Consider the following 25,552-nt stretch of genomic DNA (forward strand, 5'->3'; position numbering starts at 1 on the left):
CCTGCTCACGCCAGCGCCAGCATCCTTTTTTCGCGCAGCAGCGCCGTAAAGGCCTGCGCCGGCAATGGCCGGCTGAAGTAATAGCCCTGCATCTCGTCGCAGCCGTGCTCCGTCAGAAAATCCACCTGCGAGCGCGTTTCCACTCCTTCGGCGATGACGCGCATGTCCAGGTTGTGCGCCAGCGAGATGACGGAGCGGGCGATGGCCGCGTCGCTGCTGCTGGTGGTGACATCATCGACGAAGGATTTGTCGATTTTCAGCACGTCGATGGGGAAGCGCTTCAGGTAGCCCAGGCTGGAGTAGCCGGTGCCGAAGTCGTCGAGCGAAATGCCCACGCCGATATCCTTCAGGCGCGTCAGGGCCGCCACCGCCTTGTCCGGATCGCCCATCACGGTGCTTTCCGTGATCTCGATGCCCAGGCAGGCGGGCGCGATGCCGTACTTGCGCAGGGCCGCCTCGACGAACGGCACCGTGCGGTCCTGCGCGAACTGCTTGCCGGACAGGTTGACGGCCACCTTGATGCTGCCCAGGCCCGCATCGTGCCAGGCGCGGATCTGCGCGCAGACGCTTTCCAGCACCCACTCGCCGATGGCCGTGATGGAGCCGTACTCCTCGGCCAGGGCGATGAACAGGCCTGGCGGCACCTTGCCCAGCACGGGATTGTCCCAGCGCAGCAGGGCTTCGGCGCCCAGCATGGTGCCCGTGCGCAAGCACATCTGCGGCTGGTAATGCACCTCGAATTCATCGCGGCCGATGGCCCCGCGCAGCTGCTGCTGCATGGCCAGGCGGGCGCGGATGTCGCTGCCCATGCGCTCGGTGAAGAAGGCGTAGTGGTCGCGCCCCATTTCCTTGGCGCGCACCAGGGCCGTGTCGGCGTGGCGCAGCACGTCATCGAGGCTGTCGCCGTCGGCCGGGCACATGGCGATGCCGATGCTGGTGGTCAGCGCCAGGCGTTCGCCATCGACGCTGAGCTCCTCGCGCAGGCCGGCCAGGATGGTTTGCGCCAGCGCCAGGGTGCGCCCCAGCAGGGCATCGTCCTGCAGCAGGATCTGGAACTCGTCGCCGCCCTGGCGTGCCACCGTGTCGCCCTCGCGCACGCAGCCGGAAAGGAAACGCGCCACCACCTGCAGGGCCTTGTCGCCGACGGCCTGGCCGTGCGAATCGTTGATGTTCTTGAAGCGGTCCAGGTCCAGGCACATCAGCACCACCTGCTGGCCATCGCGCGCGGCGTTCGCGCGCGCGTGTTCGAAGCGCTCGCGCATCAGCACGCGGTTGGGCAGGCCCGTCAAGGCGTCGTGGTAGGAGAGGAAATCGATCAGGTGCTGCTCGGCCTTGCGCTCGCTGATGTCGAGGAAGACGCCCACGTAGTTGACGACGGCGCCGTCCGGGCCGTGCACGGTGGAGGCGCTGAGCAAACAGGGATAGGTGTCGCCGCTCTTGCGTCGCGTCTGCACCTCGCCCGACCAGCAGCCGCTGCTGCGCAAGCCCTGGCGCAGGGCCAGCAGCACCGCTTCGCCCGTGTATTCCGCGTGCAGGCGCATGATGTCGGTGCCCACCACTTCCTGCGCCGCGTAGCCGGTGATGCGGGTAAACGCGGGATTGGCCGTGACGATGACGCCGGCCGGATCGGTGATCAGGATGGCGTCCTGCGTGGCCTCGAAGACCTGGCCCGACAGCCGCAGCAATTCCTCGTTGGCGCGGCGGATCTGCACTTCGCGCGCCAGCGTGCTGGCCACCTGCTCCAGTTCCGCCGTGCGTTCGGCCACGCGCCGCTCCAGGTTGGCGCGTTCCTGCGCCAGTTGCAGCTGCGCCCGCGCCAGGCGCACGTGGGCGTCGGTGCGGGCAAGGATTTCCTCGGCCTGGAACGGCTTGGCGATGAAGTCGACGGCGCCCAGCGCAAAGCCGCGCACCTTGTCGTCCGTATCGTACTGGGCCGAGAGAAAGATCACGGGTACCTGGCGCAGGGCGGGGATTTCCTTCAGGCGCCGGCACACTTCAAAGCCATCGAGGCCCGGCATGCGCACGTCGAGCAGGATCAGTTCCGGCGGACGCGCCTGCGCCGTCCACAAGGCCAGTTCGCCGTTCGGCGCCTGGCGTACCGCATAACCGGCGCTGCCCAGCAAATCGCTCAACAACTTGAGCGACGCCGGCGTGTCTTCAACGATCAGTACTTCGCCCTTCGAATTCACTTCCGAAAAATCGCGGTGCATGTAGCAGTTCTCTCAGCTTTGGATGAGGCGCGGCGCTCCGTTGCCGCGCTGGACAAGACATTTCTTTGCAGTGAACTACGTACCATCATCATAATCTTTATTGCAATTTAGCACCATCCATCGCCGGCAATTTGCTTGCCTTTTTATCTAAAGCGATGTTGGCTGTCCACACTTTCATACTGCCGCCAGGCTGCTGTCGTCCTCCAGCAAGGCGCATAGCTGGCGGTACTGATGCCGCTCCAGCATCGCCTGCAAGCCCGGCACCAGCGGCGCCGCCGCCGCCGGCAAGCCGGCCAGCAGCAAGGCCACGCGGGCCAGGTTCAATTCGCGCAGCGCCACCAGCAAGGCGGCGCGCGCGTCGTGGTCCAGCAGCGCCAGGTCGCGCGCCTGCAGGGCGGGCAACTCTCCGGGCTGCGCCAGCACCGGCATGGCAGGCGGCAAGGGTGGCTGCTGCGGCAGCCGGGCCGCCTGCACGGGAATGCTGAAACGGAAGGTGGCGCCCTGCCCCGGCGCCGATTCGACCGTCAGTTCGCCGCCCATCAACCGCACGAATTCGCGCGAAATGGCCAGGCCCAGCCCCGTGCCATCCTTGGGCCCCGCGCTGTCGGCCTGCACGAACGGCTCAAAAATGCGCTGCTGGTCTTCCATGGCGATGCCGGCGCCCGTGTCGCTGACGGCAAACGACAGGCGCCAGCGATCCTCGTCCAGCCGTTCGCCGCGCACGCGCAAGGTGATGCAGCCGCTGCCTGCGAACTTGACGGCATTCGACGTCAGGTTCAGCAGCACCTGGCGCAGCCGCGTGGCGTCGAGCAGCGCGGCTGGCGGCACGGCGACGCAATCGAGGCGCAGAGGCAGGCCCTGCAGGCCGGCGCGCATGTCCAGCATGTCCATCACTTCCTGCAGCAGCGGCGCCAGCGCCACGGCCGTCGTTTGCGTCTGCAACCGACCCGCCTCGCCCTTGGACAGGTCGAGGATTTCATTGATCAAGGTGAGCAGATGATTGCCCGAGCGGTGGATGATGGCCAGGTTGCGCTTTTCATCGGCCTGCATGTTGGGCGAGGCGGCCATCAGGCGAGAAAAGCCGATCACGGAATTGAGGGGCGTGCGCAATTCATGGCTCATGTTGGCGAGGAAAACGCTTTTCGCGCGGTTCGCCGCCTGCGCCTGGCTGACGGCCACCGACAGGGCGCCCGTGCGCTCGGCCACCAGCTCTTCCAGGTGATGGCGGTGGCGCAGCAGCTCCAGCTCCGCCTCGCGGTGCGCCGTGATGTCGTAGTTCGAGCCTACCAGGCGCATGGGCTGGCCCCGGCCATCGCGGAAGATCACGGCGTCGGCCTTGATGTAGCGCGTGCTGCCGTCGGGCCAGCGGATGCGGTACTCGTGCGTGAAGGCGTGGCCCGCCCGCAGCGCCGCGCGCAGGGCCGCTTTCGCCGCCGCCACGTCGTCCGGCACCAGCGCCGCGCGCCAGATGGCCGCCGGCGCCAGGCCGCCGCCCGCATCGGCCTTGAACTGCGCGTACATCTGCTCATCCCACTCCAGGGCCCCCTGACTCACGTTCCAGTCCCAGATGCCGATGCTGGCCGCGCCGGTGGCCATCTGCACGCGCTCCTCGCTGCGCTGCAAGGCGCGGTAGCGGCTGTCGAGCAGCCCCACCATGTCGCGGATGGTGCGGTACAGGGTGCGCAGCTCGCCCAGGAACCAGGCTTTCGGCGGCGAGCCGAATGCCTCGCTCTGTCCCGCCTTGACGCCCGCCGCGTACTGGCCGATGGCGCGCAAGGGCTTGAGCATCAGGCACCACATCAGCAGCCAGACACTGGCCACCAGGATCACGTCGAGCGCCACGATCATGGCGCCGATGGCCAGCGCGCGCTGGCGCAGCTGCGCATGCAGCAGCTGCGCAGTGGCATACACGGCAACGCTGCCAATGACCTGTCCGCCCATGGTCACCGGGCGCCGCTGCACCAGCAGGCCGGCATCGGCGGGCGGCGCGGCCAGCGTCTCCAGGGAGCCGGCCGCATTGCGGCGCAGGGCCAGCGCTTCCTTGCCGATGCCGGGCGTGAGCGCACTGGCCACCAGTTCGCGGTTGCCCAGGGTGCTGCGCATGATGGCCAGCATCTGCTTTTCATCGAGATTCCACAATGGGAGTTCGATGGCCACGGCCAGCTGGTCGGCGCTGAGCGACAGGCTGCGGTGCAGCTGCTGCCAGCGCTGGTCGCGCTCGGACTGGTAGAACAGCACGGCGAACACCAGCAGCAGCGCGGTGACGACAAAGGTCAGCGCCACGCTCAGGGCCAGCACGATGGAGACGCCGCCCAGGCGCGCGCCCCGGATTGCGGGAGCGCTCATGCGTCCGTGCCCTGCGCTTCGCTGGCCAGCTGTATCAGCATGGCGCACAGCGGCTGGTACTGGTGCAGCTCCAGCATGGCGTTGATCTGCGCGGCCAGTTGCGGCCAGCGCGTGGCCACGCCGGCCAGCACGATGGCGCTGCGCCGCAAGTCGAGCGCCTGCACCGATGCGAGCAGGGCCTGGCGCTCGGCCGCGTCCAGCTGGCCCATCGCGCGCAGCATGTCAAAGGCGGCATCGGGCGCGCCTTGCCGGCCTGCCGCTTCATCCGCGGCGCGCGGGGCGCGCTGGAAACGCACGCCCAGCTGCTGCTCCAGCATGGCGAACAGATGTTCCTGCTCGATCGGCTTGCGCAGGAAGCCGTCCGCGCCCGCCGCCAGCGCTTCCTGCTTTTCTTCCTCGAAGGCGGATGCCGTCATGATCACCAGACGCGGCTGCGCCAGCTGCGTTTGCGCGCGCAGCCAGCGCGTCAGCGCCAGGCCATCCATGTCCGGCATGCGCCAGTCGCTGAGCACCATGTCGAAGCGCCGCGCCGCCAGCATGGCTTGCGCCTGCGCGCCGCCCGCCGCCTCCTGCAGCTGGAATCCCAGTGGCCCCAGCAAGCCGGCCAGCAGCTTGCGGCAATTCTCGTCATCGTCGACCAGCAGCACCGTGCGCCCGCGCTGCGCGGACGGCAGGCGCGCCACGCGGCCGGGAGCCGGCGCGGCAACGGCCGGCCGCTGCACCACGGGCGCGCGCAGGGCGAAGCGGAAGACGGAACCTTCGCCCAGCGCCGATTCGACGGCCAGCTCTCCCCCCATCAGGCGCACGAATTCGCGCGAAATCGTCAGCCCCAGTCCCGTGCCCGCCTGCGCCACGGCGCTGTCGGCCTGCACGAACGGTTCGAAGATGCGTTCCAGGTCGGCCTCGGCGATGCCGCTGCCCGTATCGCGCACTCCGAAGGCCAGCGCCACCTGGCCGCCGTCCTGCGCCTGGCAATGCAGGGACAGGGTGACGCTGCCCTGCTCGATGAACTTGAGCGCGTTCGACAGCAAGTTGAGCAGCACCTGGCGCAGCTTGGCGCCGTCGAGACGCACCAGCGGCGGCACGTTGGCGCGCTCCAGGCGCAGGGCGATGCCCTGGTCGCCCGAGCGCATGCGCACCATCTCGAGCACTTCGTCCAGCAAGCCGTTCAAGTCCACGGGTCCCGTTTGCAGCTGCATGCGTCCCGCCTCGATCTTCGACAGTTCCAGGATGTCGTTGATCAATGTCAGCAGATGATGTCCGGCGCGGTTGATGATGGCCAGGTTATGCTTTTCTTCCTCGAACATGCTGCTCGAATCGGCCATCATCTGCGAAAAGCCGATCACCGAATTCAGGGGCGTGCGCAATTCATGGCTCATGTTGGCCAGGAAAACGCTTTTCGCGCGGTTCGCCGATTCCGCCTCGGTGACGGCGACGGAGAGCGCGGCCGTGCGCTGCTGCACCAGTTCTTCCAGATGGTCGCGGTAGCCGAGCAGTTCCTGCTCGCTGTGCTTGCGCTCGGAAATATCGACGATGCCGCTGCGCACCAGGCGCCGCCCTTCCATCGGCAATTTCACCAGCCGCACCTCGCATGGGAACACGCTGCCATCGGCGCGCCGCACGTTGCGCTCGACGAGGATGGGTTCCCCCAGCATGGCGCGGCGCAAGTGCTCTTCCACCATCAGGCCCAGCGGCAAGGCATCGGGCTGCTCGGCGCTGTACAGGTCGAACGGCCCCTTGTTCAGCAATGCCTCGCGCGACAGGCCCAGCATGCGCTGCGCGCTGCTGTTGGCATCGATGAAGCGGTCGAGGTCCAGGTCGTACACGACGATGGCTTCGGGCGCATGCTCCACCAGGATGCGGAAGCGCTGCTCGCTTTCGCGCGCCTCGCTCTCGGCGCGGCGCAGGCGGCGGCGCTGCAGCAGCAAGGCGCTCAGCAGGCCGGCCATCACGAGGAACACGGCGCCCACGGACAGCACGGCGACGCGGTGCTCATGCCACAGCTGCGGCGGGCGGTTGACGAAGACGGTGTGCGGCGGCAGCACGCTGATGTCGGCATCCCAGCGCTGCAACTGTTCCCAGTCGTACATGGGTACGGGAGCCGACGGCGGCAGCAAGGCGCCGGGCGCGGCAGGCGCCTTGCCGGACAGCAGCGCCAGCGACATCTGCGCCACCTGCTGCGCGGCCCGCTCGATATGCAGGACGGAGCCGCCCAGGATGCCCTGCCCCATGCTGGCGTTGTACATGCCGAAGGCGGGCACGTTCGCCAGCCGCGCCAGCTGCCCCGCGAACTGCACCGGCGTGGCGAAGCTGCCGGCCACGTCGCGGTTGACATTGCCCACCACCAGCACGGTATCGGCAGGCAGCCGCGCCACGGTCGCGCGCATCTGCGCCAGGGTGAGCTTGTCGAGATACTGCATGGCGACCCTGCCCTGCCACGCCAGCGCCGCCTGCTGCATGTTGCGCTTCAAGGCCTGGTCGGCTTCGCTGGCGCCGACGGCCATGACGATGGTTTTCGTGTCGGGGAACAGCGCCATCGCCTGCGCCAGGGTGCCGGGAAAATCGACATTCGCCTTTTGCTGCCAGATGACGCCAGTGCTGCCAGGTGGCAAAGCCTTGCCGGAAGTATTGATCGCCAGCACGGGCACGCCGCGCGCCATCGGCGCCAGCTCCGTCAGCAGGTAATCGAGGGCCGGCTGCTGCATGGCGACGATCAGGTCGGCCTGGCGCCCCATCATGTGCGTGTATCTTAATAGCAACAAATCGCGCATCTCGCCGCGCAGTGCCGGATCGCCCTGGGTATTCAGGTTCAGGTGCTCGACCATGACATCTTCGCTGGCCAGGCCGGCCGCCCGCATGGCGGCCACATAGGTGCGCGTATACGATTCCACGCCGGCGCGGCCGTAATCGTAGGCGTTCAGAAAGAGGATGCGCTTGCCGTGCAGCGGGACGGCGTCGGCGGCGCGGGCAGGCGCAGCCAAAGCCGCGGCGGCGCAAAGCGCCAACAGCAATGCGCGGCTCCAGCGGCACACCGCTGCCCTGTCCGTCCCGCCGCCAGGCAGCAAGCCGCCCGGCACATCACGCATTATTCACCATGCCCATGCCCGCTTTCGCCTGTCACCCTGTTTCAACCGTGCGCCGAGTCCTCGGCCACCGACACTTACAAAAACATGATAACGTCAACTGCAGGGGCAAGTCTATTCCTTCGGGCAAAGTTTTATTGCCTGGCCAGCGCGGCTTCTCGTGGCAACGGTCAGCGTAAAGCGCGAGTCATGGCTACTCGGCGGTGCTGCTGATGCCGAACAATTCCAGCTTCAATCCCTTTATTCCGGACGGCACATAAATCGCGATTGCCTGAGCCTTGATCATTGCCTCATACATGCTGCCCTTGTTTTCAATCGAGAAGTAATAAGTATTCGGACGCACCGGCACTTCCGCCGGCACCTGTGCCATATGCCGCAATTCGACACCGGGCAGCGCCCTCCCCAGCAGGAGTTCGATATTGTCTGGCGACGAAATCTTGAATTGCAACGGCACCGTGGCGACCAGTTCCAGTGCAGGAATGTCCGCATTCACCGCCAGACAAAGTTCGGTTTGACGGTCGATGCGCGTGCCGTCCAGCGCAGCATGGTAGTGAGTATTTTTTTGCGCATCATTGGACAAGGCAATCGGGAAGTAACGCGATAACAGCACGGTATCGATCAGGTCGCGAATGATGCCATCGAGCTTGCCAAAACCCGGGGCCGGGTCTTCATGCCGATATGCAGGCAAGTCGCTCAGCGCGTATTTTTTCGAGAACGTCATCAAGCCGCCGGCCAGTGCCATCAACTTTTCAAACAAATACACGGGATGGTGGCGCCGATAGCTGGCGCAGTGACTGAGCGCGGCACTGGCGGTATTCAAGGTGTTGAGCATCCAGAACGAGGAGGCATCACCGCCATGAAACTCCACCGTATTCTTGCCGGGCTGACGGTGCCGGCTGTACAGCGCCTCGATTTTCGCCCCCATGCGTTCGATCAGCGAATCGAGCATTTTCTGCAGCGCCGGTTCCGCGCTGATGGTCAGGCCTGGGGGAATGAAGGAAGTGTCGATATCAAAACTGCCGTTGCCGCTGCGATACACCCGCACCAGCGGAATCGCCAGATAGTCATGCAGCGGGTCCAGTTGCGACAGCAGGTACACACGTTTTTTCAAATAGGCGACGTCTATGCTGACCGCTTCACTGTATAAATCAGGCGTTTCAATATCCGTCTGAACATAGCGTGCGCCCGCTGTACTCACATTGCCGCCATGCGCCTGCATGGCGGGCAGCGCGGCATAAAAGGTAAAGCTATGTTCGCCGGAAGGCAGCTTGCTCAAGTCTACCGCGCTGGGCAATACATCGCTGAGCGGCGCTTCACAGATCTCGCCATCCTGAAAGACGAGTGACATGGCGTCCGCGCGCAAGCTGTTGTTCGCCAGCGCATCCATATTCCAGCTCACGGCATGCACGCCCCACAAATGCGGATTGATCAGTGAGACCAGGCGTTGCAGACGGGCTTCGTGATAGCGGTCCAGTTGCTGGAATTGCTGGGGACCGATGGCCAGGCCCTCCGACCACAGTAATTTTGCGGGCAAAGTCATTGCGCTCTCCATGGTAAACATTGGGATCTTGCTGTCGTGCCAGTCTGATATTGCCAGCCTGAAAGCTCTTGATGCTGCGCAACAACCCTGTTCAATTATTTGCGCAAACGCAATTTACCTCTGGGAAAACGCTCGGATACTGGCCATTCCGCAGCACACACGTTCAGGAGGTTTCCCCGTCCCGACACGACGCGCCCGCAGGGTACGACGCCAGGTCGTGTGGCGGGGAAAAATAAAAATGGAAGACTTGCTGCCTTATTTCGAACGCGAACTGGTGATGCTGCGGCGTCATTGCCAGGAATTCTCGGAACGCTATCCGCGGATCGCCGGCAAACTGCAAATGTCTGGCGAGTCCTGCGAGGATCCGCACGTCGAACATTTGATCGAATCGGTCGCCATGCTGGCGGCACGCATCTCGAAAAGGCTCGATGACGACTATCCGCAATTTACCGAAGCCTTGTTCGAAGCCCTGTTCCCCCATTACCTGCGCCCTTTTCCCTCCTGCACCATCGTGCGCCAGCCGGTGCCGGCCCCGGGCACCGGAGTAATGCACCTGCCGTCCGGCAGCGAAATGGACTCCCCGCCAGTGCGCGGCGTGCGCTGCCGCTTCAAGACGGTGTATGACATTACAACTGGAGCATCGACACTGGACAATGCGACGTTCGATGCAATGATCCAGGCGCCACCGGGGCTACGCCTGCCGGCGTCAGTGACGTCCTCGCTGACCATCGGCATCCGGCATGTCGACGCCGCGCCTGCGTCACTGCGCGTGTTCATCGATGGCGAACCTTCATTTTCGGCTACGCTGCGCGATGCCCTGTTCATGCGTACCGTCTGCGCCTTTGTTTCTACCGACGCGGCGCAATGGTCTGCGTTGGCCGCGGTGCCATTGGCTCCAGCCGGCTTCGCCGATGCCGATGCCTTGCTGCCTTTCGGCGCACGTTCGCAAGCCGCCTACCGCATCCTCGGTGAATACTTTGCCTATCCAGAAAAATTCAATTTCTTTGATATCGATATCGTTGCGCTGGGCAATGCGCTGCCGCCTGGCTGCACGAGCGTCAGCCTGCATCTGTGCATGGCGGGCATGCGCCCCGATTCCGATGCAGCACGCATGTTGTCCAGCCTTTCCAGTGACAATTTCAAGCTAGGCTGCAGTCCGGCAGTCAATCTGTTCCGCCAGGAAGGCGTGCCGATCGCCGTCACGCGGCAGAAAACCGACTACTCGGTGCTGGCCCATGCTACCCACGCGCATGGCTATGAAGTGGTCACCGTCGATGCCGTCCGCATGCTGCGCCAACGCGGTGGCGACAGCACGCTCACCGAATTCCGGCCGCTGTACTGCCTGCGCCATGGCGAGGGCGCGGCGCAACGTGGCCACTACTGGGTCATGCGACACGACACTCACCTCGCCATCAACAGCCCGGGCCATGAAAAGAGGATGACGCTGGTCGACAGCGACTTCAATCCCCTGATCAATGAGAAGGCCAGCTTGTCGCTGTCGCTCACTTGCAGCAACCGGGATCTCCCGCTTGCGCTCAAGTATGGCCAGCCGCAGGGAGACTTGCAACCGTCCGGCGGCGGACCAGCACTGCAACTGCTGCGACGCCCGAGCCAGCCACGGCGCTTTTCACCTGGGGCAGGCCTGCACTGGCGCTTGATCTCCCACTTGGCGCTGAACCATCATGCGCTGGTCCAGGAGGGCCTGCCAGCGCTACGCGAAATGCTGACGCTGTATGACTTGTCCCAATCGGCGACCTCGCAACGCCAGATCAACGGCATCGTCGCGCTGGCGCATTCAGCCACCACCACATGGCTGCGGCACAGGCGCGGCACGTCCCTGGCGCATGGCGTGGAAGTACGCATCACACTTGACGAAGCAGCGTTTGTCGGCAGCGGCATGCACTTGTTTGTCCAGGTCATCGATCACTTCCTTGGCTTGTACGTGCAAATCAACAGTTTCATCGAACTGGTAGTGCTGTCACTGCAAAGCGGAGAGGAGCTGATCCGATGCAAACCAAGAAGCGGACTGCAGAATCTGGTGTAGTCCGGCATTTGCTGGCAGAACCATACCGCTATCAATTCGTGCAGGCGGTGCGTATTCTGCTGTGCTGCTTACGCCAGCAGAATATGACTCGGACACAGGCGTTCAGTCAGGTGCTGCGGTTCAAGAACAGCTTGTCGCTGAGTTTTCCGGCCAGTGAAATCGAACGGCTGTCGCTGGAAGAAAACGAACAGATAGCCCTGGTACCCAATTTCATGGGTTTTCTGGGCGTCAGCGGCACCTTGCCCCTGCATTACTCGGAACGCATCGCCGCTTATCGCCTGTCGACCAAGGACGCCGGCGTCTCGGCTTTCCTGGATATTTTCTCGCAACGCATGGTGGCGCTGTTTTTCCTGGCGTGGGAAAAGTACCGCCTTGAATCACCAAGCGAGACCCAGGCAAAAGATGCGCAATTGCCTTTGCTGCTGGCGCTCGCTGGCGTGCAGCGCAATGCGCTGCCGTCGCATGGCGGGCCTGGCTGCGTGACACAGGACGCCGCCGCCTGGTATGCGGGCCTGCTGCGCTGTCGCCCCGTCAGCGCGCAAGCGATCGCGCGCGCGCTGACTGAATATTGCGGCGTGCCAGTCACCTTGGAGCAGTTTATTGGCAGTTGGGATTATCTGAAAAAAAACCGCCTCAGCCTGCTTGGCAGCAGCAATTTTACCCTTTCGCGTGGCGCAACCCTGGGCCTGCGATTGTGGCGCCATGACCTGCGCGTTTGTCTCCATATCGGACCGCTGGATCTAGCCGGGATGCAACGTTTCCTGCCTCGCAGCGCAGGTGCAGCGGCACTGGCAAAAATGCTGGCGCTGTTTGGCGTACCGGATTTGCAATTTGAGGTGCGGCTGATATTGAGTCCGGCATGCATCGCTCCCCTGCTCCTGTGCTCCCGACCGGCAGAAAGAAGCCGCCTGGGCTGGACGACCTTTCTGCCAACCGCATACGGCATGGTACGCAACGCCGAAGTGCGTTACCTGCTGAAGCTGTCTTGAACACACCCTACAACGAAAGCGAGGCACTCATGAAACACGAGGGGCGCGGTGTCATCCGGCTCGGCGACGCAACCGACCACGGCGGCAAGGTCACCAGTGCATCGTCCGGCACCACGGTCATGGGCAAGACGGCGGCGCTGGCCGATGACACGACCTTCTGCCCCAAGTGCAAAGGAAACTTCCCGATCACGCCTGATGGCGCCGGCGCAAGGCACATGGGCAAACCGTACGCCTATGACGGCGATGCGACCGCCTGTGGCGCCCGCCTTATCACGTCGCTGTAGCGGAGGCAGTCCATGCATGCAAGCATCCAGGCGGCCTTGTCCGCCTTCGACCTCGCCGCACAGGAGCGGCGCCTGCTGCGGATCGACTTTCCCCATGAGGACGGCCCGCCTGGCGCCATCCTGCTGGTCAATTCGCTGAAGGCCAGAGAGGAAATCTCGCGCGACTTCCGTTTCGAAGCCGAATTGCTGTCCGACGATGCGCATATCGCCCTCAAGGCCATGATGGGCCGCATGGTCACCATTTCCATGGTGCGCGACGATGGCACGCTGCGCCATTTCAACGGCTATGTGGGCGAATTCTGCCTGCTGCGCGCCGATGGCGGCTTCGCCTGGTACAAAATGGTGCTGCAGCCGTGGCTGGCCTTCGCCAGGCTGCGCCAGGACAATGTGTCCTTTCACGGCCAAAGCGTGATGCAGCTGACCGAAACGACATTCGCCCATTACGAACAGCGCGACTGGAAAACCAGCCTGCACGGCGACGATCCGCAGATCACATGCGCCAACCAGCACAATGAAACCGATTACAACCACCTGCACCGGCGCTGGGAAGCACTGGGCTGGCATTACTGGTACGAACACCACGCCGATGGCCATACGCTTTGGCTGGGGGACAACAGCACGTTGGCCGAACTGATCGCCACGGCATCCGGAGACGGCGCCATCAATTTCCATTCCGAATCAGGCTCCATGGAAGACGATGGCCTGAAACAGTGGCAGGCGGTGCGGCGCCTTGGCTCCGGCCAGTTGACGTTGGCAAGTTTCGATTACAAAAGCCCCCAGCCAAGGCTTGCCAGCGGCTACTCCCTGAATCGGCAGGGCGATGTGTTTGCCCACGAGCTATATGAGAACACGGGCGCATATGGCTACAAAGACAGTGATGACGGGCAATCCCTGGCGCAGCGCCGCATGGAAGAAAGCGACCATCTGCGCCAGTATTTCGACGCTGCCGGCAATCACCGCAGTGTCCAGCCGGGCCTGTGCTTCCGGCTCGACGGACATTTCAGCGGCGAAGAAAAGCGCTACCAGCCAGGCCAGGACCGCCCGGAGCGTATCAGCGAACGCGAGTATCTGATCATCTCGGTCGAACACATTGCCTGCAATAACTATCAGGCTGGCCCCGGCGCTCCCTCGCATTACGAGAACAATTTGCTTTGCGTGCGCCGCGACATCCGCTGGCGCCCCGGGCGCAGCTACAACAGCACGCCGTGCATCATGGCTGGCGTGCAAACGGCGCTCGTGGTCGGCCCTGCCGGCGAGGAAATCCATACCGATGCCTTGGGCCGCATCCGCCTGCAATTTCACTGGGACCGCCTGGGCGAGTTCGATGAGCGCAGCTCGCCATGGATCAGAGTCATGATGCCGATGGCGGGCCCGCAAATGGGACACATCGCCTTGCCGCGCGTGGGGCAGGAAGTCGTCGTGCAATTCCAGGACGGCAACATCGACCATCCTGTCGTCATCGGCGTGCTCTACAACAGCGCCAATCCGCCGCCCTGGCAGCTGCCGCAGCAGCGCGCCCTGTCCGGCGTGCGCAGCCGCGAACTGGGCACCCGCAACGCCAACCATCTCGTGCTCGACGATAGCAAGGGGGCGATCCAGGCGCAGCTGCGCAGCGAACATCAGGATAGCCGCCTGTCATTGGGCAACATCACGCGCATCGACGACAACGCCGGACGCAAGGAAGCACGAGGAGAAGGTTTTGAATTAGCCAGCAATGCCTGGGGCGCCGTGCGGGCAAGCAAAGGCATGCTGCTCACCACCGAAACGCCAGCCGGCGCAGGTACGGTCAAGCAACTGGACGAAACACAGGCCCGCCTTGCGCACGCCCGCCAGTTGCAGCAAGGGCTGGCCAGCATGGCCGTTGATGCGGGCGCGCAAGACAGCGCCGGCCAGCAAGGCGCCGTCGCCGATGCCATCGAGCGGCAAAACGCCGCCATCAAGGGGGCCAGCGGCGACTTCCCGGAGTTGTCCGAACCGCATTTGCTGCTGGCCAGCCCGGCCGGTATCGAACTGAGCACGGCCCAGTCGCTCCACCTGGCCGCCAGCGAACACGTGGCGCTCACCAGCAGCAAGCATATTTCACTCGCCAGCGGCGACAGCATCTTTGCCAGCATCGCCAAGACCTTCAGCCTGTTCGTGCACAAGGCCGGCATGAAACTGATCGCGGCCAGCGGCAAGGTATCCATCCAGGCCCACAGCGACGAGGTGGAAATCCTCGCCCAAAAAGTACTGTCGCTGATCAGCGAAGCGGACTGGGTCAACATCAAGGGCAAGAAAGGTGTACGCCTGCACGGCGCCAACCACATGCTGGAAATCAGCGACAAGGTGCAATTCTTCACCTCCTCGCCCGTGCTCTTCAACGGCAACCTGGAAACCCTGGCACCGAAGAGCGTGTCGCAGGAATTTAATGACAGGCCGCATAGCAGTTTTGATCAGGAGGTCTTGCTGGTAAATACCGACGATACGCCGGCCGCTGGCATAGCTTTTGAAATCCTGCGCGATGACGGTAACGTGGCCGGCAAAAGCGCGGAAGACGGTTCCACGCAACTACAAAAATCTACCGGCATGGACAGCTACATCATTCGCTACAAGGGAGAACAGCCGTGAGCGATAACAATGAACTGAACAAACGCGGCAATCACCGAGGAAATTTCTCACAGAATGTAGGTGGTGCAGCAGAGTATGCCGTGTATATGACGAGGAACAGCGATACGGCGCGCCATGAGGTAGCAAAACCACCGGGGAAGGTAATACCGATCATTTTTTTACCAGGCGTCATGGGGAGTAATTTACGTATGTCCAGGGCGCGGCAAAAACGATTGGAGCGCCCGGACAATCGAGCGTGGCGACCGGACGACTTGATGGGGGTCGGAGGAATGACAGACGTTGCAGCCGGAACTGGTTTGGGCGGATGGTTCAGAGAGGCTACGCCTCAACAACGTCAGTTGGTGTTTGATCCCAACGAAACTGAAGTCGAGTATTACCATTACACAGAGAACAAGGATCGTTTTGATGCGGAGGGACCAGAAACAATGGCATCCGATATACGCCATCAAAATGTTCCCGATAGCTTGACCGCCATACCACCATTGATGGGCTCGAACAAAATTACCCCCGGCAATCGTCCTGTACAAGGCAAGCCGCAGGCGTTCGCCACCCCAGCGCAGGTGGCGCGATGGCGCGGCTGGAGCGAAGTACTGTTCGATGGAGCTTATGGCTCCATGCTCCAACACACTGAAAAACACATGAACAATATCGTGTTGGGCGGTAAATTGCATCCAGTCTGGCGCGGGACAAGTGGCTTGGGTGCGTCGGTGATGAAAGACCCTTCTTCGTTTGGTGGCGTGTCAGGCAATCCCATCACTGAAGAAGACTTGAAAAAAATCGCGGCATGCTGGTATCCAGTTCACGCGATGGGTTACAACTTTGTGCAGAGCAATGGCGCCACTGCCGTGACCATTGCCAGACGCCTAAGAGCCTTGGTCAAAAATTATCGTGAGCGCGGCTTCAAATGTCATGAAGTCATTCTGGTCACGCACAGCATGGGTGGCCTGTTAGCCCGCGCCTTGATACACCCCGACTATGGAAAAATAGTCAATGATAATGACCTGACAATACTTGGCATTTATCACAGTGTAATGCCGGCCATTGGCGCCGCCGGAGCATATAAACGCATGCGCTTCGGCTTTCAGGAGAAAAACACTACTGCGGGTGAATACGAAGCAGAGGTACTTGGCATAAATGGTATCCATGCTACCGCCATTCTGGCGAATGCCCCGGCACCGCTGGAGATGATGCCTGGCGTCGTCTACGGTGAAAAGTGGCTCAGGGTGGTGGATCAGCAAGACAAGGAACTGTGGAGCTGGCCGCGCGAGGGCGCTACAGCATTGGATGCCATCTATTTACAGCCACCCCATGCGTGGTGGCGGCTGATAAATCCGGAATGGATAAATCCGGCCAAAATAGAAGAAAAGAATGGCGGTGGTTTGATGGAAGTGAATCGCAGACTTAAAAACGCATTTGAATTTTTAGAATCCATGAAAAATACCTTCCATTCTCTTACTTACGCAAGCTACTGCGCGTCGCCGAAACGCTTAAGCTATGGCAATGTCACATTCAAAGTAATCGATGGGCTTAACAACGAACTCCCTTATACCAAAGAAAAAATCAAGTCACTTTCTCCCGAAAAATGGATACTAAAAGTAGACAACGCAAAAAATGAGCTTATTGTTCAAAATGAATCTCAAAAACTACGGTTGAAGCTAATGCCAGCCAATGCCGCTGGAGATGACACAGTCCCGTCAAAAAACTTAGAAAAATGTTTCAACAAGGAAAGGCTATTTATTCATGGGATGAAGGATGGAACTGATTATGGTCACCAAGACAGCTATTCAAATCCCAATGTACTTTCTTCAATGTTGTATTCCATCATAAAAATCGCAAAAACCGCACAGTGGACTTAATCATGCTTAGTCAAAAACGAAAAATATTATTTCTCTTCACTACCATTGCAGTATTTGGATTACTTCAGCCTTTCAATGCACGAAGTGCAATCGAGGAGAATTCCGTGTCAGAAAACGTCCCTCTTACTAAACGTCTTGAACTTCTCTTTCTCAAAACGAAACTGGCATGTTTTGGACGTTATGCCATTCTTATACCGCAAGAGACAGAATTGATTTTTGGGGAAACATCATTACCATCGACGATTGACATAAGAACCGATGGCTTCGCGGGAAGAGACAAACAAGTCTTAGACGATATTGAACGAATAAAACTCAATAACCCCACTTCTGAAATTATATACAGCGGAACTTCCCCAATTGAAGACAGTTGGCAGCTTCAGTATTTTTCTGACAAATACACCAAGGAGACAGGCAATGCATTTTTCAATACATATCTTACTAGAGGAAATATCACATTTACCATAGGGGATTCCACCCGTGAAGGAACAACAAAAGCAGACACCGCCGCTCGACAAATAGTTCGCGCCAATAGTTTGCGATTACGTGAAGAATCTGACATACCTGCCGAACCGGGAAATTGCATTTCTTACGGATTCATTAGTGAAAATAGCTATGATGAGCAAGAAATAGTTAGTGCAGGCCTGCACTTTCCCAGCTTTCCTGACGTCACATTTTCAATAAGTTCAAATAAAAATGCATATATGGATTATTCAAGTGAATTGTATGAAGAAATGCGCACTGAGTTATCTCTATTGGGACGTATTGATATAGCCAAGAAAAGACAAGGAAAGAACTATCCCAGACGCACCTTGTTGCGTGAAGGCAAGCGCGACGTGCAACACTGGCATGGAGAAGAGTCGTTGATACGGCGTACCGATGGCGTGCATGATTTTGAATGGGCATTGGTGGGCAAACCAAAGGACATCGCCAATCCGTCAGTATTGGAAGTCAAGATGTACACCAAAGTCGCCCATAACATGGTCGGCGCCGCCGACGCATCGTCGCTGACGGACGACGAAGCCATCGCCTTGTGGGACAAGCTGCTCTCCGGCCTGAAGTTTCGGGTGAAAGTGCCGGGCGCCCCGCCGGGGTCCTACTATATCGATCCGGACAAGCCGGCGCAGTGACGGCTGGACTAGCCTCTGCTTGCGCCCTGCCAGCTGTTGCGCTAGCATGGCCTTTTGCCCGAAAGCTTCCATGCCCGTCACCCTGCGCCCCGCCCTGCCCTTGGACATAGCCGCCCTGTGGGCCCTGCGCACCGTAGCCGTGCGCGTCAGCTGCGCCACGCATTATGAGCCCGAGCAGATTGCCGCGTGGACGGCTTCGCCCGTGCCGCCATCGTATGTCGCCATGCTGGCCGACGGTGGCGGCATCGTGGCCATGCATGGCGCGGCCATCGCCGGCTATGCCATGCTCGATGCGGAGAAACAGGAAGTCGATGCCGTCTTTGTCGATCCCGCGCAGGCGGGGCTGGGGACCGGCAAGCGGCTGCTGGCGGCGCTGGAGCAGTTGGCGCGACAGCGCGGCATCGGCCGCCTGCGATTATCGGCCTCGCTCAATGCCGTGCCGTTTTACCGGGCGGCAGGATTCGTGGCCTTGCGCGAGGAAGCATATGCCCACCCCAGCGGCATCAGCCTGGCCAGCGTGGCGATGGAAAAGGAGTTGACGCCCGCCTGAGCCTTCAGTCGGGCACCGCGCCCGCTTCGGACTCTGCCAGGCATCGCTGCAGCCTGGCGATCAGGGCGCGCACTTCGTCGTCGCCCAAGTCCAGCGGATCGCCGTTGGCGCCCACGGCGATCAGGCAGATGGCCGAGCCGTCATACCAGGCGTCCAGGCGTTCTTCTTGATTACTCATACGCTTCTGCCTCCTGCTGCAAGTCCGCCAGCAAATCGTAGGGCGCCGCGACGCTGGCACTGCCTTGCGGCACGGCGAATACGAAAGCCAGCTCGCCGTTGCCCCGCATGCCGGGCAGCCATTTTTGCAGGAAATCACCGAGCGCGATGGGGCGCGGCTGGTAGCCGGCCCAGTCGCCGCTGGCGCACGCTTGCGCGAATGCCGCTTCCGGCCAGAACGGGATGGCGACCCGCCCGTCCACCTGCGCCGTGGCCCAGCCCGCTTGGTACAATCCCCACACTTGCTGCGTATCGGCCGCCTGACGCACGAAGTAGCCGTACCGTTCGGCGGACGGCAAGCCTGCCACCTGTTTGACCTTTTCAGGATGCATGGTCGTCCCATACCCGTAATTCCGGCCCGCACCAGCCCGTCACCATGTCGAGGGCGTCCAGTATGACGTCTTCCAGCGCCTCATCCTGCGTGGCCGCGCGCATGTCGTGCAGCAAGCCGGCCACTTGCGCCGCCGTCACGCCGCAGGCCTGGTAGCGCAGCAGGATGGCGCGCAGCGCGAGCAGACCCGCCCTGGCGTCCAGCGCAGCGCGCAGTTCGCTGTCGATGCCGGCGATGATGGTTGGCGGCATCTCAATCCGCTTCCCATTCGATGCCGGCAGGCCGCGCGCCGCCCGTCCTGAAAAAGGCGAGCAAAGCCCGCTGGCACTGTTCCACATCCACGCACCAGGCTTCCGGATATTCATCCACCTGGCCATTGCTCAGCAAGTAGCTGCACGCGCCCTCCGCCTCCTCGTCACCGAGCGAATGAAAACTCACGTCATCCTGTCCCGACAGGTACATCAGCCAGGCGTTGCCGCCATTGCGCAGCATGCACAGGGCCGCGCCCTGTGCGGCATCCTCGGCCATGGTCAGCCACAGCTCGCATTGCGCCAGGGCGCGCGCTTCCAGCAGCGCCTGCTCCAGCGCGGGGATGCTGTCCACCACACGGGGCTCGCCGTGCAGATTCAGTTCCATCGTCATGCCTTTTCTCCACTCAGGTCGGTCGTCGCCAGTGCCGTGCTCAGGTACAGCTTGCCGCTCAGGTCTTGCAGCAGGCTGCTCTGGCGCAAGCGGTCCATTACGGGGCCTTTCACTTCGGCCAGGTTCAGGCTGATGCCGCGCTTGGCCAGGGTGCTGTTGAGCTCAATCAAGCCCAGCAAGGCCGTGCTGTCGATCTGGTTAACGGCCGACAAGACCAGCACCAGGTGGCGCGCCGTCGGATGGCCGCGCAACTCTTCTTCCACCCGCTCGGTGACGGCTTCGACATTGCCGAAGAACAGGCCCGCGTCGATGCGCAGCAACAAGACGTCCGGCAAGGTTTTCGCCTCGTAGCGCTCCACGTTACGGAAGTGCTCACTATTCGGTATACGCCCCAGCACGGCGATGTGGGGGCGGCTGGCGCGCCAGATCAGGGTGCCCATCGACAGCAGCACGCCGATCACCACGCCCGCTTCCACGCCCAGCACCAGCACGCCGGCCGTCGTCGCCAGCAGGGCCAGCGCATCGCTGCGGTCGTAGCGCCACGACAGCTTCAAGGTATCCCAGTCCAGCAGGCTGGCCACGGCAAAGATGATGGTGGCCGCCAGCACGGGCAGCGGCAGCAGGGCCAGCCAGCCCGTGGGCGCCACCAGCGCCAGCGCCAGCAAGCTTGCCGTGATGATGCTGGCCAAGGGGGTATTTGCGCCCGCCTGGAAATTGACGGCCGAGCGCGATATGGAACCGGTCACGGGAAAGCCGCCCGACAGGGCGCTGGCCACATTGGCCGCGCCCAGGCCCAGCAGTTCGCGGTTGGTGTGCAGCTTTTCGCCGCGCTTTTGCGCCAGGGTCTGCGCGGCGGACATGCTCATCAGAAAGATGATGAAGGCGATCAACAGCGCTGGCGACAGCAGCGTTCGCCAATGGGCACTGGAGGTGGCCAGGTTCAGGCCGGGCAAGCCGCTGGGCACGTGGCCCGTCGTTTGCACGCCCATGCTGTCCAGGCCGCAATACGTGACCAGCACGATGCCCGCAATCACCAGCGCCATCGGCGCCAGGCGCGCGCCCACGTCGGCGGCTACCTTGTTCAGGCCGCAGCGCTGCAGCAGACCCGACAGATAGCGTTTCGCCAGCCACAGGAACAGCAGGCTGGACACCCCCAACACGAGGCTGGGCGTGTGCCAGTGGGGCCAGGTGGCGCCCAGCAAGGGGGTGATCTGGCCCCAGATGATCAGGATCGCCGCACCATTGCTGAAACCGCTGATCACAGGGCGCGAGAGGAAACTGGCCATGAAGCCCAGGCGCAGCACGCCGCACAGCAGCAGGACGAGGCCGCTGATGAAGGCCAGCTGGGCAGCCAGGACGATATACAGGGAAGAGCCGGGGTCGGCCAGCGGCGCCAGGGCGGCGGCCGTCATCAGCGAGACGATGGCCATGGGTCCGACCGACTGCGTCATGCTGCTGCCGAACAAGGCGTACAGCACGGGCGGCAAGATGCTGGCGTAGATGCCGACCACGGGCGGCAAGCCCGCCACCAGGGCGTAAGCCATGCCTTGCGGCACCATCATCATGGCGACAACGATACCGGCAGTGATGTCCCCGGCCAACAGAGGACGCCGGTATTGCCTGAGCCAGAGCAGCATGATCGATCCCAAAATCTGAAAACCGAAGCCTATCATGCGACGAGGCCGGCTGACAGGGGGCACGCACTCAGTCTTGCAGCAATTGCGCCTTCACGGCGTCGAGGATTTCTTGCGACAGGGCTTCGTCGTCGATGGAGCGGGCCAGCACCATGGCCCCCACCATGGCGGAAAAGGTGGCGATCGCCTGCTGGCGCCGCCGTTCCGGCGCGTCATCGGGCATCAACTCCTGCAGCATGGCGAACTGCTGCTGCGTGGCTTGCGTGAAGGCGGGGCGCGCGCCGGGCGACATGCGCGCCACGTCGACGCCCATGGCCGCCGCCGGGCAGCCCGTGCCGGGCTGGTCGCGATGCCGGGCGGTCAGGTAGCTGTCGACGATGGCCGGCAGCGCCTGCTGCGGGGCCTGCGCGATCTTCGTCCGCCAGCCTTCCAGCGATTTCTCCAGCGCATGCTGGCAGGCCTCGACCATCAGGTCTTCCTTCGAGGCAAAATGCCCATAGAAACCGCCGTGCGTGAGACCCGCGCTCTTCATCAGGTCGGCCACGCCGATGCCGTCATAGCCCTTTTCGCGGAACAGCCTGGCCGCCGTTTCGACGATGCGCTCGCGGTTCAGCGCCGCCTGCTCTCTGCTTACCTTCATGCTGGCCTCCCACATTAATGTCAACCATCATATAACTTTGCACGGGATTGCGCCACTCTGTTAACAAGCGCACCGTATGGCGCCCCTGCCGGGCCGATACTGGATTATCGTTTCCCAGGAGGCCAGCATGAACGAAAACAAGGACCAATCCGCCGGTAACCTGCAGCGCAGCATCCAGCATGAGCAGGATCAGCGCGATAAGCAGCGCGATGCCGCCAAGCCCGCCGAGCAGCAAAGCCGCCAGCCCGTGCAGACGGGCAACCGCAGCCAGCCGGGCACGCCCCTGCCCGCCCAGCACCTGGACAAGCCCGGCATCGAGGCGCAGATGCAGCTGAAACCCCGCTTCCTGGCGCCCGACTATTGCGGCAGCGGCAAGCTGGCCGGCATGGTGGCCATCATCACGGGCGGCGACTCGGGCATCGGCCGCGCCGTGGCCGTGCTGTATGCCCGCGAAGGGGCCGATGTCGCCATCATCTATTTGAACGAACACGAAGACGCCAACGAAACCAAGCGCTACGTGGAAGCGGAAGGCCAGAGCTGTTTATTGATTCCCGGCGACGTGCGCGAACAGCGCTTTTGCCAGGAAGCCGTCAGCCAGGTAATGGCCAAATTCAACCACATCGACGTGCTGGTAAACAACGCCGCCTTCCAGGAACACGCGGCATCCCTGCTCGACCTGAGCGAGGAGCGCTTCGACCTGACCATGAAAACCAATGTCTACGGCTATTTCCACATGGCAAAGGCCGTACTGCCCCATTTGCAGCGGGGCGCATCCATCATCAACACGGGTTCCGTGACGGGCTTGCAAGGCTCGAAGCACTTGCTCGACTATTCCACCACCAAGGGCGCCATCCACGCGTTTACCATGGCGCTGGCCGGCAACTTGCTGGAAAAAGGCATCCGCGTGAACGCCATCGCACCCGGCCCCGTGTGGACGCCGCTCAACCCGGCCGACAAATCGCCGGAAGAAATCCGGACATTCGGCGCGGACACGGACATGCGCCGCCCGGCCCAGCCCGAGGAATTGTCGCCCGCCTACGTCTTTCTCGCCTCGCCCGCCTGTTCCAGCTACATCAGCGGCATCGTCCTGCCCGTCACCGGCAGCGTGGGAGAATAAGCGATGGCGCGGGCACTCTGGAAAGGCGCCATCAGCTTCGGCCTCGTGCACATCCCCGTCGAGCTGATTTCGGCCAGTCTCGACCATGAACTGGATCTGTCCATGCTGGACCGGCGCGACTTCGCGCCCATCGGCTACAAGCGCTACAACAAGCAGACGGGCAAGGATGTCGAGTGGGACGACATCATCAAGGGCTACGAATACAAGACGGATGAATACGTGGTGCTGTCCGAGGAAGACTTGAAGCAGGCCAACGTGAAAGCCACGCAAACGATCGACATATCGACCTTTGTCGACGCGGCGGACGTGCCGCTGACGTTTTACGAGCACCCATATTATTTGCTGCCCGCCAAGGGCGGCGAAAAGGTCTATGCGCTGCTGCGCGAAACCTTGCGCAAGGCGAACAAAGTGGGCATCGCCACGGTTGTCATGCGCACCAAGCAGCATCTGTGCGCGCTCGTCTGCATAGGCGACGCCATCGTGCTCAATACCCTGCGCTTTGCCGACGAGCTGCGTGCCACGGACGACCTCGATTTACCGGGCAGCACCCTGAAGGCGGCCGGCATCAGTGACAAGGAACTCAAGATGGCCCTGTCTCTCGTGGAGGGCATGAGCGAAGCGTGGAAACCGGAGCAGTATCACGACAGCTACCGCGAAGACGTGCTGGCGCTGGTGAAAAGGAAAATCAAGGCGAAACAGACCAAGACGATTACCCCGCCCGCGCCCGAGCCGGAAGAGGAGCGCAGCAGCAACGTGATCGACCTGGTGGCCCTGCTGCAGCAAAGCCTGGGCAAGAAGGCGCCCGCTGCCGCGCCGCGCAAGAGTACTGCCAAGGCAAGCTCAACGACTGCGGCCAAGCCGGCTGCGCGCAAAGCCGCGGCACCACGCCGCAAGGCTGCCTGACTTCATGCCCGGTGTGACGCCTGCCCGTCCTCCATGATCAGCGCATGGTGGGCGCCCACGGCCGCCATCACGCCATCGGCCATGGCGAACGTGATATTGGCCATGGCGCGCGCCGCATCGCCGGCCGCATGCACGCCGGGCACGGACGTCATCTTCATGGCATCGACTTGCACGATGGGTCCCATCATGCCCTCTTCCAGCACGCAGCCCAGCTGCTGCGCCAGCGCACTGGCCTGCTGCACGGGGGCGGCCAGGAACAGCGCGCGCAGGGGCAGCAAGCGGCCATCGGCCAGGCGCGCGCCGCTGAGCGCGGGAGCATTTCCCTCAACAGCCATGACGGCCGTGCTTTCCAGCGCCACGTTGCGCCGTGCCAGCAATTGCAACGCGTCATCATCGAGCGGCGGCATGCCTGCCGTAAACAAGGTCACGTCGCCCCAGTCGGCAATCAAGCTGGCCTGGTGCACGGAGGCGGGCAAGCGGCCCAGCACGCCGATGGGGCCGCCGCCAATTTCATAGCCGTGGCAATACGGGCAATGCAGCACCGTCTGTCCCCAGCGTTCGGCCACGCCTGGCAGCTGGGGCAAGACGTCGCGCACGCCCGTGGCCAGGATGAGGCGGCGGCCTGCGATGAGCTGGCCATCGTCGAGGCTGACGCTGAAGGCAAGCTTGCCGGAAGAACCCGGCGTGGCCTGGCGCACCGTGCCCGTCAGCTGGCTCACGTTCGGATATGCGGCCAGCTGCGCGCGCGCCTCGGCCAGGATGGCGCTGCCGGACTTGCCGTCCTGCGCCAGCACGCCGTGCGCGCGGGCGGCAAAACGGTTGCGTGGCATGCCGGCGTCAATGACGGCGATGGGACGGCGCGTGCGCGCCAGTTGCAGCGCGGCCGACAGGCCGGCAAAGCTGCCGCCGATGATGATGACATCAAACATGGAGTAGTCCTCAAGGATGGCTACGGATAGGGGGAAGCGGCGGCAGGCCGCCGGCGATGAAAGGCGCGCCATCGCCTATATCGAGCAGCAAGGCTTGCAGGCTGATCTCGCCCAGGCGCGCCACCAGCATGGCTTCGGCCTCGCGGTAAACGTCGGCCAGCACGCGCGTGACGGCCCGCTCCACCAGGCATTGCGCGTGGGGTTCGCCGATGCGTGCGCCGATGTCGACCTTTAGCGTCACGCTTTCCTGCAGGGCCGCATACACATCGCGCAGGCTGATGGCGGACAGGGGCCGCGCCAGCGACCAGCCGCCCCCATGGCCGCGCACCGATTGCACGAGGCCCGCATGGCGCAGGCTGGCCATCGTGCGCCGCACCACGACGGGATTCGTGTGCAGGCATTGCGCCAGGGTGTCGGAAGTCATGGGTTCCACCTGCCCGGCCATGTGCAGCAGGCCGTGCAGGACGGTGGAGAGTCGGCTGGGCGTTTTCATGTAACAAGTAT

General features: G+C 62.5%; 21 protein-coding genes. 9 read left to right on the top strand and 12 right to left on the bottom strand.

What is annotated here, in order from left to right:
• Window positions 1-5: 5 nt before the first annotated feature.
• The 4 genes from ACZ92H_RS06045 to tssK form a co-directional block, all read right to left on the bottom strand.
• Window positions 6-2,210, bottom strand: a complete 2,205-nt coding sequence (locus ACZ92H_RS06045; RefSeq protein WP_465048681.1) for an EAL domain-containing response regulator — start codon at window positions 2,208-2,210, stop codon at window positions 6-8.
• A gap of 174 nt (window positions 2,211-2,384) precedes the next feature.
• Window positions 2,385-4,556, bottom strand: coding sequence for a sensor histidine kinase (locus ACZ92H_RS06050; protein WP_465048682.1), 2,172 nt, complete (start codon window positions 4,554-4,556; stop codon window positions 2,385-2,387).
• Window positions 4,553-7,567, bottom strand: a complete 3,015-nt coding sequence (locus tag ACZ92H_RS06055; RefSeq protein WP_465048683.1) for a sensor histidine kinase — start codon at window positions 7,565-7,567, stop codon at window positions 4,553-4,555. Before ACZ92H_RS06055 ends, ACZ92H_RS06050 begins: the two co-directional genes overlap by 4 nt.
• Window positions 7,568-7,832: 265 nt before the next feature.
• Window positions 7,833-9,179 carry a type VI secretion system baseplate subunit TssK gene (gene tssK / locus ACZ92H_RS06060; protein WP_465048684.1) on the bottom strand — a complete coding sequence of 449 codons (1,347 nt, stop codon included), beginning with the start codon at window positions 9,177-9,179 and terminating at the stop codon, window positions 7,833-7,835.
• A gap of 238 nt (window positions 9,180-9,417) precedes the next feature.
• Between tssK and tssF the strand changes: the two genes are divergently transcribed.
• The 7 genes from tssF (at window position 9,418) to ACZ92H_RS06095 (ending at window position 18,636) form a co-directional block, all read left to right on the top strand.
• Entirely contained in the window at window positions 9,418-11,223 is a 1,806-nt protein-coding gene (gene tssF, locus ACZ92H_RS06065) for a type VI secretion system baseplate subunit TssF (RefSeq protein WP_465048685.1), read from the top strand.
• The gene (gene tssG, locus ACZ92H_RS06070; RefSeq protein ID WP_465048686.1) at window positions 11,187-12,212 is read left to right on the top strand and encodes a type VI secretion system baseplate subunit TssG; all 1,026 of its coding nucleotides are present in this window, start codon (window positions 11,187-11,189) and stop codon (window positions 12,210-12,212) included. The genes tssF and tssG overlap by 37 nt, the downstream gene beginning before the upstream one ends.
• 29 nt (window positions 12,213-12,241) lie before the next feature.
• Window positions 12,242-12,496, top strand: a complete 255-nt coding sequence (locus ACZ92H_RS06075; RefSeq protein WP_465048854.1) for a PAAR domain-containing protein — start codon at window positions 12,242-12,244, stop codon at window positions 12,494-12,496.
• Between the two features lie 12 nt (window positions 12,497-12,508).
• Window positions 12,509-15,103, top strand: a complete 2,595-nt coding sequence (locus ACZ92H_RS06080) for a type VI secretion system Vgr family protein (RefSeq protein WP_465048687.1) — start codon at window positions 12,509-12,511, stop codon at window positions 15,101-15,103.
• On the top strand, window positions 15,100-16,959 hold the full coding sequence (locus ACZ92H_RS06085) for an esterase/lipase family protein (RefSeq protein WP_465048688.1): 1,860 nt from the start codon (window positions 15,100-15,102) through the stop codon (window positions 16,957-16,959). The genes ACZ92H_RS06080 and ACZ92H_RS06085 overlap by 4 nt, the downstream gene beginning before the upstream one ends.
• A gap of 2 nt (window positions 16,960-16,961) precedes the next feature.
• On the top strand, window positions 16,962-18,086 hold the full coding sequence (locus ACZ92H_RS06090) for a T6SS immunity protein Tli4 family protein (protein WP_465048689.1): 1,125 nt from the start codon (window positions 16,962-16,964) through the stop codon (window positions 18,084-18,086).
• Window positions 18,087-18,156: 70 nt separating this feature from the next.
• A complete protein-coding gene (locus ACZ92H_RS06095) occupies window positions 18,157-18,636 on the top strand; it encodes a GNAT family N-acetyltransferase (RefSeq protein WP_465048690.1) in 480 nt (159 codons plus the stop codon).
• Window positions 18,637-18,640: 4 nt separating this feature from the next.
• Here the strand turns inward: ACZ92H_RS06095 and ACZ92H_RS06100 are convergent, their stop codons facing one another.
• From ACZ92H_RS06100 to ACZ92H_RS06125, 6 genes are all read right to left on the bottom strand, one after another.
• Window positions 18,641-18,814 carry a hypothetical protein gene (locus tag ACZ92H_RS06100; protein ID WP_465048691.1) on the bottom strand — a complete coding sequence of 58 codons (174 nt, stop codon included), beginning with the start codon at window positions 18,812-18,814 and terminating at the stop codon, window positions 18,641-18,643.
• Window positions 18,807-19,184, bottom strand: coding sequence for a DUF2750 domain-containing protein (locus ACZ92H_RS06105; RefSeq protein ID WP_465048692.1), 378 nt, complete (start codon window positions 19,182-19,184; stop codon window positions 18,807-18,809). The genes ACZ92H_RS06100 and ACZ92H_RS06105 overlap by 8 nt, the downstream gene beginning before the upstream one ends.
• Entirely contained in the window at window positions 19,174-19,434 is a 261-nt protein-coding gene (locus ACZ92H_RS06110) for a hypothetical protein (RefSeq protein ID WP_131373084.1), read from the bottom strand. Before ACZ92H_RS06110 ends, ACZ92H_RS06105 begins: the two co-directional genes overlap by 11 nt.
• A 1-nt stretch (window position 19,435) precedes the next feature.
• Window positions 19,436-19,825, bottom strand: coding sequence for an Imm1 family immunity protein (locus ACZ92H_RS06115; RefSeq protein ID WP_465048693.1), 390 nt, complete (start codon window positions 19,823-19,825; stop codon window positions 19,436-19,438).
• Window positions 19,822-21,462, bottom strand: a complete 1,641-nt coding sequence (locus ACZ92H_RS06120) for a SulP family inorganic anion transporter (RefSeq protein WP_131373082.1) — start codon at window positions 21,460-21,462, stop codon at window positions 19,822-19,824. The genes ACZ92H_RS06115 and ACZ92H_RS06120 overlap by 4 nt, the downstream gene beginning before the upstream one ends.
• 67 nt (window positions 21,463-21,529) lie before the next feature.
• Window positions 21,530-22,099, bottom strand: coding sequence for a TetR/AcrR family transcriptional regulator (locus tag ACZ92H_RS06125; protein WP_465048694.1), 570 nt, complete (start codon window positions 22,097-22,099; stop codon window positions 21,530-21,532).
• 127 nt (window positions 22,100-22,226) lie between these two features.
• Between ACZ92H_RS06125 and ACZ92H_RS06130 the strand changes: the two genes are divergently transcribed.
• Both ACZ92H_RS06130 and ku read left to right on the top strand, forming a co-directional pair.
• Complete coding sequence (locus ACZ92H_RS06130; protein WP_465048695.1) at window positions 22,227-23,216, top strand: SDR family oxidoreductase; 990 nt, start codon at window positions 22,227-22,229, stop codon at window positions 23,214-23,216.
• A gap of 3 nt (window positions 23,217-23,219) precedes the next feature.
• Window positions 23,220-24,119 carry a non-homologous end joining protein Ku gene (ku, locus tag ACZ92H_RS06135; protein WP_465048696.1) on the top strand — a complete coding sequence of 300 codons (900 nt, stop codon included), beginning with the start codon at window positions 23,220-23,222 and terminating at the stop codon, window positions 24,117-24,119.
• 2 nt (window positions 24,120-24,121) lie between these two features.
• Here ku and ACZ92H_RS06140 read toward each other — a convergent pair whose 3' ends face one another.
• Complete coding sequence (locus ACZ92H_RS06140; protein WP_465048697.1) at window positions 24,122-25,048, bottom strand: NAD(P)/FAD-dependent oxidoreductase; 927 nt, start codon at window positions 25,046-25,048, stop codon at window positions 24,122-24,124.
• 10 nt (window positions 25,049-25,058) lie between these two features.
• Window positions 25,059-25,541: an RrF2 family transcriptional regulator gene (locus tag ACZ92H_RS06145; RefSeq protein WP_131373077.1), complete on the bottom strand. Its 483-nt coding sequence runs from the start codon at window positions 25,539-25,541 to the stop codon at window positions 25,059-25,061.
• Between the last annotated feature and the right edge of the window lie 11 nt (window positions 25,542-25,552).

This window comes from Janthinobacterium foliorum, assembly GCF_978021625.1.

Bases quoted from the DNA above. Each gene is read 5' to 3' on its own strand.
- ACZ92H_RS06045 (WP_465048681.1), bottom strand. From the start codon at position 2,210: ATGCACCGCGATTTTTCGGAAGTGAATTCGAAGGGCGAAGTACTGATC.
- ACZ92H_RS06050 (WP_465048682.1), bottom strand. From the start codon at position 4,556: ATGAGCGCTCCCGCAATCCGGGGCGCGCGCCTGGGCGGCGTCTCCATC.
- tssK (WP_465048684.1), bottom strand. From the start codon at position 9,179: ATGACTTTGCCCGCAAAATTACTGTGGTCGGAGGGCCTGGCCATCGGT.
- tssF (WP_465048685.1), top strand. From the start codon at position 9,418: ATGGAAGACTTGCTGCCTTATTTCGAACGCGAACTGGTGATGCTGCGG.
- tssG (WP_465048686.1), top strand. From the start codon at position 11,187: ATGCAAACCAAGAAGCGGACTGCAGAATCTGGTGTAGTCCGGCATTTG.
- ACZ92H_RS06075 (WP_465048854.1), top strand. From the start codon at position 12,242: ATGAAACACGAGGGGCGCGGTGTCATCCGGCTCGGCGACGCAACCGAC.
- ACZ92H_RS06080 (WP_465048687.1), top strand. From the start codon at position 12,509: ATGCATGCAAGCATCCAGGCGGCCTTGTCCGCCTTCGACCTCGCCGCA.
- ACZ92H_RS06090 (WP_465048689.1), top strand. From the start codon at position 16,962: ATGCTTAGTCAAAAACGAAAAATATTATTTCTCTTCACTACCATTGCA.
- ACZ92H_RS06095 (WP_465048690.1), top strand. From the start codon at position 18,157: ATGCCCGTCACCCTGCGCCCCGCCCTGCCCTTGGACATAGCCGCCCTG.
- ACZ92H_RS06100 (WP_465048691.1), bottom strand. From the start codon at position 18,814: ATGAGTAATCAAGAAGAACGCCTGGACGCCTGGTATGACGGCTCGGCC.
- ACZ92H_RS06105 (WP_465048692.1), bottom strand. From the start codon at position 19,184: ATGCATCCTGAAAAGGTCAAACAGGTGGCAGGCTTGCCGTCCGCCGAA.
- ACZ92H_RS06110 (WP_131373084.1), bottom strand. From the start codon at position 19,434: ATGCCGCCAACCATCATCGCCGGCATCGACAGCGAACTGCGCGCTGCG.
- ACZ92H_RS06115 (WP_465048693.1), bottom strand. From the start codon at position 19,825: ATGACGATGGAACTGAATCTGCACGGCGAGCCCCGTGTGGTGGACAGC.
- ACZ92H_RS06120 (WP_131373082.1), bottom strand. From the start codon at position 21,462: ATGCTGCTCTGGCTCAGGCAATACCGGCGTCCTCTGTTGGCCGGGGAC.
- ACZ92H_RS06125 (WP_465048694.1), bottom strand. From the start codon at position 22,099: ATGAAGGTAAGCAGAGAGCAGGCGGCGCTGAACCGCGAGCGCATCGTC.
- ACZ92H_RS06130 (WP_465048695.1), top strand. From the start codon at position 22,227: ATGAACGAAAACAAGGACCAATCCGCCGGTAACCTGCAGCGCAGCATC.
- ku (WP_465048696.1), top strand. From the start codon at position 23,220: ATGGCGCGGGCACTCTGGAAAGGCGCCATCAGCTTCGGCCTCGTGCAC.
- ACZ92H_RS06140 (WP_465048697.1), bottom strand. From the start codon at position 25,048: ATGTTTGATGTCATCATCATCGGCGGCAGCTTTGCCGGCCTGTCGGCC.
- ACZ92H_RS06145 (WP_131373077.1), bottom strand. From the start codon at position 25,541: ATGAAAACGCCCAGCCGACTCTCCACCGTCCTGCACGGCCTGCTGCAC.